This is a genomic window from Streptomyces griseocarneus (genome assembly GCF_014655595.1).
Taxonomy (GTDB): Bacteria; Actinomycetota; Actinomycetes; order Streptomycetales; family Streptomycetaceae; genus Streptomyces; species Streptomyces griseocarneus.
Window position 1 is genome coordinate 275775 of the sequence record NZ_BNBL01000001.1, and the last position, 7509, is coordinate 283283.

The 7509-nt window shown below is 72.8% G+C and carries 5 protein-coding genes and 1 pseudogene; 1 reads left to right on the forward strand and 5 read right to left on the reverse strand.

Annotation, left to right across the window (positions count from 1 at the left end; genetic code table 11):
- Nucleotides 1-14: 14 nt before the first annotated feature.
- The 5 genes and pseudogenes from IE295_RS01125 to IE295_RS01145 form a co-directional block, all read right to left on the reverse strand.
- Nucleotides 15-1118, reverse strand: coding sequence for a C40 family peptidase (locus IE295_RS01125; RefSeq protein ID WP_190061493.1), 1104 nt, complete (start codon nt 1116-1118; stop codon nt 15-17).
- A gap of 28 nt (nt 1119-1146) precedes the next feature.
- Complete coding sequence (locus IE295_RS01130; protein WP_190061494.1) at nt 1147-1629, reverse strand: poly-gamma-glutamate biosynthesis protein PgsC/CapC; 483 nt, start codon at nt 1627-1629, stop codon at nt 1147-1149.
- A 65-nt stretch (nt 1630-1694) separates the two neighbouring features.
- A pseudogene (pgsB, locus tag IE295_RS01135) lies at nt 1695-2888 on the reverse strand (poly-gamma-glutamate synthase PgsB); the annotation flags it as partial.
- A gap of 5 nt (nt 2889-2893) precedes the next feature.
- Nucleotides 2894-5107 carry a cache domain-containing protein gene (locus IE295_RS01140; protein WP_224322940.1) on the reverse strand — a complete coding sequence of 738 codons (2214 nt, stop codon included), beginning with the start codon at nt 5105-5107 and terminating at the stop codon, nt 2894-2896.
- A gap of 179 nt (nt 5108-5286) precedes the next feature.
- Nucleotides 5287-6432, reverse strand: coding sequence for a CapA family protein (locus tag IE295_RS01145; protein WP_190061496.1), 1146 nt, complete (start codon nt 6430-6432; stop codon nt 5287-5289).
- A gap of 18 nt (nt 6433-6450) precedes the next feature.
- Between IE295_RS01145 and IE295_RS01150 the strand changes: the two genes are divergently transcribed.
- Entirely contained in the window at nt 6451-7473 is a 1023-nt protein-coding gene (locus IE295_RS01150) for a hypothetical protein (protein WP_190061497.1), read from the forward strand.
- The last annotated feature ends 36 nt before the right edge of the window (nt 7474-7509 follow it).

The window sequence follows — 7509 nt, forward strand, 5'->3', positions numbered from 1 at the left end:
ACCGCGGGCCCCGCCTACAGGCGCTTCGCGCTGCGCAGCCCCGTCGCGTAGAAGCCGTTGCCGTCGAGGCGGGCGGCGCCGCCCTTGTCGCCGAAGGTGGGGCCGTTGGCCTCCTCGCGGCTGGAGACGAAGCGGGGCTTGCCGTCCGTGTCGAGGCCCATGTAGATGCCCACGTGGTCGAGCCGGTCGCCGGTGCGCTTGTCGATCTCGAAGAAGACCAGGTCGCCGGGCTGCAGCTTGTCGATGGCCTCGGGGCGCTTGCCGGTCAGCTCCAGCACCGGTACGCCGGGGGCGAGGCGGGCCATGCCGTTGGCGGTGCGGGGCAGGCCGTCGCCCTTGATGTCCTTGCCCATCAGGGGGTAGCGCGCGCGGTAGCCGAAGACGGTGCGGACGAAGCCGGAGCAGTCCATGGCCCGGAGGCGCTGCGGCTCGGGGCGCTCCACCGTGCCGTCGCGGAAGGTGTAGGGGATGCCGAGGTAGTCGTAGAAGTCGGACTGCTCCAGGCGCATGTCGCCGGCCTCGGAGCCCTTGGGGTTCAGCGGGCCGAACTGGGCGTCGCCGGCGTAGGGGACGCCCTGGGCGTCCTTCTTCTGCGGGGCGCCCTCGAGGTAGTCCATGGCGAACGCGAAGACGTCCGGGTCCTTGCTGCCCAGGTACTTGCCGAACCACTCCTTGAACCAGGCCGACTTCTCCGCGCCCTCCTTCCACTGCTCCGGCAGGAGCCGCACCCAGCTGTCGGTGGTGACCTTGGCCGAGGTGTAGTTGGGCTCGGTGAAGGTGCGGCTGGGGCCGGTGAGCACGGCGGTACGGGCGTTGTCGGTGAAGGTGGCCAGGACCGCGCCGTCGCCGGAGCGGACGACCGTGCGCGCCGGGTTGGCCAGCCGCTCGAAGCGCCGCTCGCCGGAGGGGAGCGCCTTGCCCGCCGCCGCGGTGCCGGAGCCGCCCACGGACTGGACCGGCGGGGCCGTCTCCTGCTGCTTGTCGCGCAGCTCCACCGTCAGGTAGGCGCTGGTGCCCAGCAGGCCGAGCACGACCAGCGTCTGTATCGCGCGGCGACGGCCCGGGCCCTTGGCCTTCTTCCGGGCGTTCGGCTTCCGCTCCGCTGTCTTCCGGGACATGGATGTGCGCTCCGTGGGTCGGGGACGGTCAGGCGGTGGGCATGAAGCCGAGCAGGATCCCGGCGGTCAGCACGACGTAGTTGGCCAGCGACACCGTGCCGGTGGCCAGCAGCGTCGCGCCCCGGGGCTGGCGCACCAGCTGGTAGGCGATCAGGCCCGGCACGATGAAGCCGAGGGTCTGGTTCGCGTACATCAGCGGGAACTGCTGCTGGAGGATGACGTACAGGGTCGCCTGCAGCACCACACCGGTCAGCACCACCGCGGCGAAGAGCCGCTTGCCGTAGAGGATCACATAGCGCTGCAGCAGCAGGGTGCCCAGGTAGGTCAGCACGGTGATGCCGACGACCATCGCCGCGCGCTGGAGGTCCTCGACCAGGGTGAGGGCCAGCCAGCCCGGGGTGATCATGCCGCCCGGGGAGAGGTTCGTCGTCAGGTAGCAGACCAGGGAGAACAGCAGGCCCAGGGCGATCCCGATGGCGGCGATCTCCGGAGTGAGGACGGCGGGGATCAACGGACTTCTCCTGTGGGATCTATATACGTCGGGACATACACCGGGGGCTGCTCCGGCTGCTGTGCCGGGGCCGGCTCGTCGTCCGCCGGCAGCTCGGCCAGCCGCTCCAGCAGCAGCTCGCCCTGGCCGTGGATGTTGCCGATGGCCACCAGCGAGGCGCCGGGGCCCAGCCGGCCCAGGATCTCCCGCTCCAGCTCGGCCGCGTCGCGCCGATCCCCGCCGAGGTCGACGACGCGGTCGCGCCACTCGGCGGGGATCGCGTCGGAGGCGCTCTTGGTGGGGTGGCCGATGAGGAAGACCGAGTCCGGGGCGAGCCGGGGGATGATCTCGCCCATCTGGCCGTTGCGCTCGACGCGGTCGGGGCGGCAGTTGATCAGTACGTGCAGCGGCCGCTCGATGGCGCCGAGGCTCAGCAGCTGCTCGACGTTCATCAGCGTCGACTCGGGGTCGTTGGCCGCGAAGATGTTGGCGAAGCGGAACGGCATGCCCTCGGGGGTGAGGTAGCGCTCGACGGAGAGCACACCCGGGTCCGGCGGCGCGTCGTACATCCCCTGCAGGGCCGTGGCGCGGTCGACGCCGAGCAGCTCGGCGACGGCGAGCGCGATGGCGACGTTCTCCTTGAACGTGAACCAGCTGAAGCCGCGCAGCTCCGCGTCGGTGACCGTCTCCGGGTCCACGGCGATCAGCCGGCAGTCGCGCTTGGCGGCCTCCTCGCGCAGGATGTGCAGCCGGTCGCGCTCGGCGGTCACGCAGATGCCGCCGTGCGGCATGGAGCGGCTCAGGGAGCGCGCCACGTCGTCCAGCGTCGGGCCCATCTCGGCCAGGTGGTCCTCGCGGACGTTGCACAGCACGCCGATGGTGGAGCGGATCAGCTTGGTCTGGTTGACCTCCTGCAGGGCCGGCATGACGGCCATGCACTCGATCACCAGGGCGTCCGGACGGTAGGCCGCGGCCCGCCGCACGATGCCGATCTGCTCGACGACGTTGGCGATGCCGAACTTGCGGTAGACCGGCTCCTCGGTGGCGTCCGGGTGGATGAAGCGGGCCGCGGTGCCGGTGGTCTTGGCGACCGTGACCAGGTCGCCGCCGCGCAGGGCGCCCGCGCACAGCCGGGTGATGGAGCTCTTGCCGCGGATGCCGTTGATCAGCACCCGGGTGGGGATCATCTCGAGGTTGGTGAAGTGCCGGCGCTGTTCGATCACGCCGGCGACCAGCACGATGGCGCAGCAGATCACGAGGACCGTGTAGAGGAAGAGCACGTCGGTCAGTTCCTTCCGGCCGTCGGCCGCTCGGCGGCCGTCCGCAGCCGCTGCCGGATCAGCTCCAGGTTGCGTACGACCGCGCCGACCTCGTCGTGGTGCTGCGGGAAGAGCACGGTCTTGCGGTCGCCGCCGGCCAGCGCCTCGGCCCGGCCGGCCAGGGCGTGCAGGGGGCGGATGACGATGATGTACAGCCAGCCCAGGCAGGCCACGGCGGCGGTCAGGCCGAGCAGGCCCGCGAGCATGGTGCGCCGCTGGGCGCTGTACTCGGGCAGTTCCAGCCAGGACGTCGGCTGGGAGCTGACGACCTGCCACTGGAGGTCCTTGACCGCGCCGCCGCCGGTGAAGGGGGCGGCGGCCGCGATGTCGGAGGAGCCGGCGGTGCGGTGGAGGATGGCGGTGCCGGAGGTCTTCGTGGTGTGCTTCCGCGCGGTGACCGCGAGGTCGTCGAGGTGGCCGCCGGGCAGCTTGGAGAAGGCCCGGAAGCCGTGGCCGCGGTCGGCGGCGATGATGCGGTGGCCCTTGTCGATCAGCCAGACCTGGCCCAGGCCCGGCCGGGTGACCAGGGATATCAGGAACTGCGGGTCGTACTCGCCCACCACCGTGCGGTCCTTGACGCCGGGCACGGCGGCGTAGGCGGCGACGGCCGGCTCCTTGCCGGAGGTGTTGAGCTGGGCGACGGAGTCCGGGCGGGGCGGCTTGCCGGCCGGGTGGCGGGGCGAGTCGCCGGCGCGGGAGAGGACCTTGCCCTCGCCGTCGATGACGTAGACCGCGCGGTAGCGGCTGTGCTCGCGCAGGGTCTTGTCCAGGACGGCCTTCTGCGCGCTCTCCTCGGTCTTGCCGCCGGCCAGGGTCTGCGCGACGGAGGCCACGTCGGCCCAGCCCTCGTTGAGCGCCTTGCGGACGCGGTCGGAGGCGGTGTCGGTGCGCCGGCGCTGGTCGTCGACGAGCTGCTGGGGCACGGAGACGGTGCTGCCCGCGCGGTTGACGAGCAGCAGCAGCGGTCCGGCCCAGGCCAGCAGGACCAGCGCGCACACCAGGACGGTGGCCGTCGCGCCGACGCCGCCGCGGGCCCGTCCGGTGCGGGTGGGGCGGCCGCCGAGCAGCTGGCGGCGCAGGCTCTCCAGGGCGGCGCCGGTACGGCCCGCCTCGCGGCCCTTGAAGCGGGCCACCGGGCGGTCCAGCTCGCCGCGCGCCAGCCGGCGGCTCTCCAGGTAGAGCTGGAGCAGCGGCCGCTGGACCGTGCGCAGCAGCACCCAGCCGACCAGCAGGGCGAGGACGAGCAGGACGCCGGCGGCGACGAGGCCGAAGGCCTGGGTGCGGACGACGGCCGGGTCCTCGGTGACGTCGACCGAGGTGATCACCGACAGGCCGAGGGTGCCGGCGGCGCTGGTCTCGCCGGGTGCCCGGCCGGCGGCCGCGTAGCCCACGGCCGTACGGACGTCGCCGCGCTTGTCGCCCATGAGGTGGCCGCTGGCCCCGGGGTGGCCGCCGGGCTCGGGCGTCTTGGCGGAGTCGGCCGCGGCGGTCTTGCGCGCGGTCTTCGCCCAGGCCTTGCGGGCCACGGACGGGCCGTCGCTGGCCAGGACGGTTCCGGCGGAGTCGACGACCAGCAGGGAGCGGTCCTCGCCGGAGGAGATGCCGGGGACGTTCAGGGTGCCGGAGGCGACGAGCAGCCGGGGCGCCGCGCCGCCGGGCAGGGCGGCCACGACGAGCATGCGCGTGTCACCGGAGGGCAGCTTCACCAGCCGCGGGCCGAGCGGGTCGTCGTTCCTGCCGTCCTTGCCGGCTTTGCCGCCCTTGCCCTGGAGGACGGAGGCGAGCGGGATGTTCTCGCCGCGCGCGGCGAGCAGGGTGCCGCCGGCCGGGTCGATGACGGCGGTGCCGCGCCACTTGTTGTAGACCTTGCCGAGCTTGTCCAGGACGGCGTCGGGGTCGGAGCCCGCGTAGACGGCGGCGGCCCGCTGGATGTCCGTGATGCTCTCGTCGAGCGAGGCGCGCAGCGACAGGGCGCCGTCCTCGGCGACGTGCTGCTGCGAGGTGAGGACCGCCGTGTCGATCGCCGACCGGTCGCGGTCGCCGAGGACCAGCGCCGTGGTGCCCGCCACGGCCAGCAGCAGCGCCAGCAGCGCGGCTATCGGCGGCCGGGCGCCACCCAGCAGGGGCATGTCGGCGCGGCGGCGGACCTTGCGACGGCGGGTGCCGCGCGAAGCGGACAACAGTCTTCCTCTCGGTCACGGCACGCGGGCATGCCGGGACCACGAGGTTCCTGAACTGTCGGCCGCACTGCGTCGTTGTAGCGTCTATGTAGCGTGAATCGTTCGGATTGTAGGCAATTTCTAAAGTGTTGACAAAAGGATTTGTGTGCCCACGGTCAAAATTCCTCCTTTTGTCGTGACTATTCTGTGATGGTGAGCGGGCTCAATCCGTCGTCGTCCGCGCCGCGATTGAGGACGATTCCGCGCGTGCGCTCGTACGCCGTCCGGTAGCGCGCCCGCTGCTCCTCGGTGAGGCCCTCCCGGCGCAGCGCGGCACCCACGTCCACCAGCCGGATCTTCGGTTCCAGTTCCACCAGCGTCGGGACGAACCGGGCGTCCGACACCGACCACTTGCCCTTTTTCCTGCTGAACTCGAACCAGCCCATCGCGCCCTCCTCGGTGGTGCCGAGGGGCTCCGCGTGCCGCGCCACCTGATTGCCCAGACCGTAGGCGACCCAGGTGTCCCCGACCTTTTCGAAGGGCTGCACCACATGGGCGTGGTGGCCGATGACCAGATCGATGCCGGTCTCCTTGGCGATGCGCTGGGCCAGGCGCAGCTGTCCCTTGCTGGCCTCGTTGTGGCCCTCGCGGCCCCAGTGCACGCTGGCGAAGACCACCTCGGCACCCGCCGCCCGCGCCGCCTTCTCGTCCGCCGCCATCCGCTTGACGTCGATCTCGTTGACCAGCCACGGCTTGTCCTTGGGCACGGTCGTGTCGTTGAAGCCGTACGCGTAGGACAGCTGCGCCACCTTCACCCCCTTGACGTCGAGGATGTTCGGGGTCGCCGCCTCCTTCTCGCTGCGCGCCGAGCCCGTGTGCTTGATCCCCGCCCGGTCGAGCGTGTCCAGCGTGCGCTTCACGGCCTCGGGGCCGTGGTCGAGGGTGTGGTTGGAGGCCGTCGAGCAGGTGTCGTAGCCGATGTCCTTGAGCGTGCCGGCGATCTGCGGCGGCACGCTGAACTTGCGGTAGCCGAGGAAGGGGCCCTTGGGCTCGGCCATGACCGTCTCCAGGTGGCAGACCGCGAGGTCGGCCTTGCTGACCACCGGCTTGATCCCGGCCATCACGGCGCCGAAGTCCGGGCCCGGCCGGCCCGCCTCCTTGGCGTCCTTGTTCGCCTGGTCGGTGATCTCCGGATGGATCAGGACGTCACCGCCCGCCGCGAGCGTGAACGACGCCTCGGCGGCGTCGTCGCCCACGCCGAGGTAGGCACAGCCCGCCGTCGCGGTGCCGATGAGGGCCGCGGCGGCCACGGCGGGGACGAGGCGGCGGCGGGGGAAGCGCTTCACCGGGGTAGTTTTACCGACATGAGGCTGAAGCCGGTAATCGCCGCCCCCGTCGTCCCCGCGCTGCTCGGCGCGGTGACGCTGGCCGCGCTCGGCGGGACGACCGGCTGCGCGAAGCCCGGTGGCCACAGCCGGACCGGCACCGACGGCTCCTCCCGGCACACCGCCACGCCGGCCCCGGCGGGCTCCGTCGACCTCGCCGCCTGGATCACGTCCTTCACCGACCGCATCACGCAGGCGGGGCAGTACCGGATCCCCGCCGCCGGCGACCGCCGGGCCATCGCCGACGGGGTGCGCCTGCTCCTCGACGGCGACCACGCCGCCGCCGAGCGCTCCCTGGCCAGGGCGGGCTACACCGTACGCACCCTCGTCGACCGCGACGGCGGCCGTGAGTTCGCCGAGATCGCCGACGCCACCAAGGACGGCGAGACCACGCGCGGCTGGGGCCGGGTGTACGTGGACCTGCACGGCCCCGCCCACTGGTCGGTCCAGGTGCCGCACCCCAGCGCCGACCAGCGCACCGAGCAGCTCGGCATCGGGCTGCTGCGCAGCTCCCCGGGCGGGGTGCTGATCCTGGCGGGGGCCCACCGAGCCGCCGGCGCGGGCACCGACGGCGGCGAGGGCGAGGAGGGCTCCGGTCCCGCCGACGTCGCCCACCGCTCCGACTCGGTCTTCGCCGCCGTCGCCGACGCGCTCGCCGACCGCCGCCTGCCGGCCGTCCAGGTGCACGGCTTCGCCGACAGCAGCCTCCCGGACCACGACGTGGTCGTCTCGCCCGGCAAGGGCGACGCGGGCCTGCCCGCCGCCCGCCGCCTCGCCTCCGGGCTGCGCAAGCAGCAGCTGCGCGTCTGCGAGGTCTGGCAGCGCTACTGCGGCCGCCTGGAAGGCCGCACCAACGTCGAGGGCGACCACGCGGACGCGGTCGGGGTGCCCTTCCTGCACGTCGAGCACAGCCGGCGGCTGCGACTGAGCGACGACCTCGTGGCGAAGGCCGTACGGGCCCTGGCCGAGGTGACCAGGCGGTGGAGCGCGGGGCGCGCGTAGCGCTCGCCCGCACGGTGGGTACGACGCGAGGGGGTG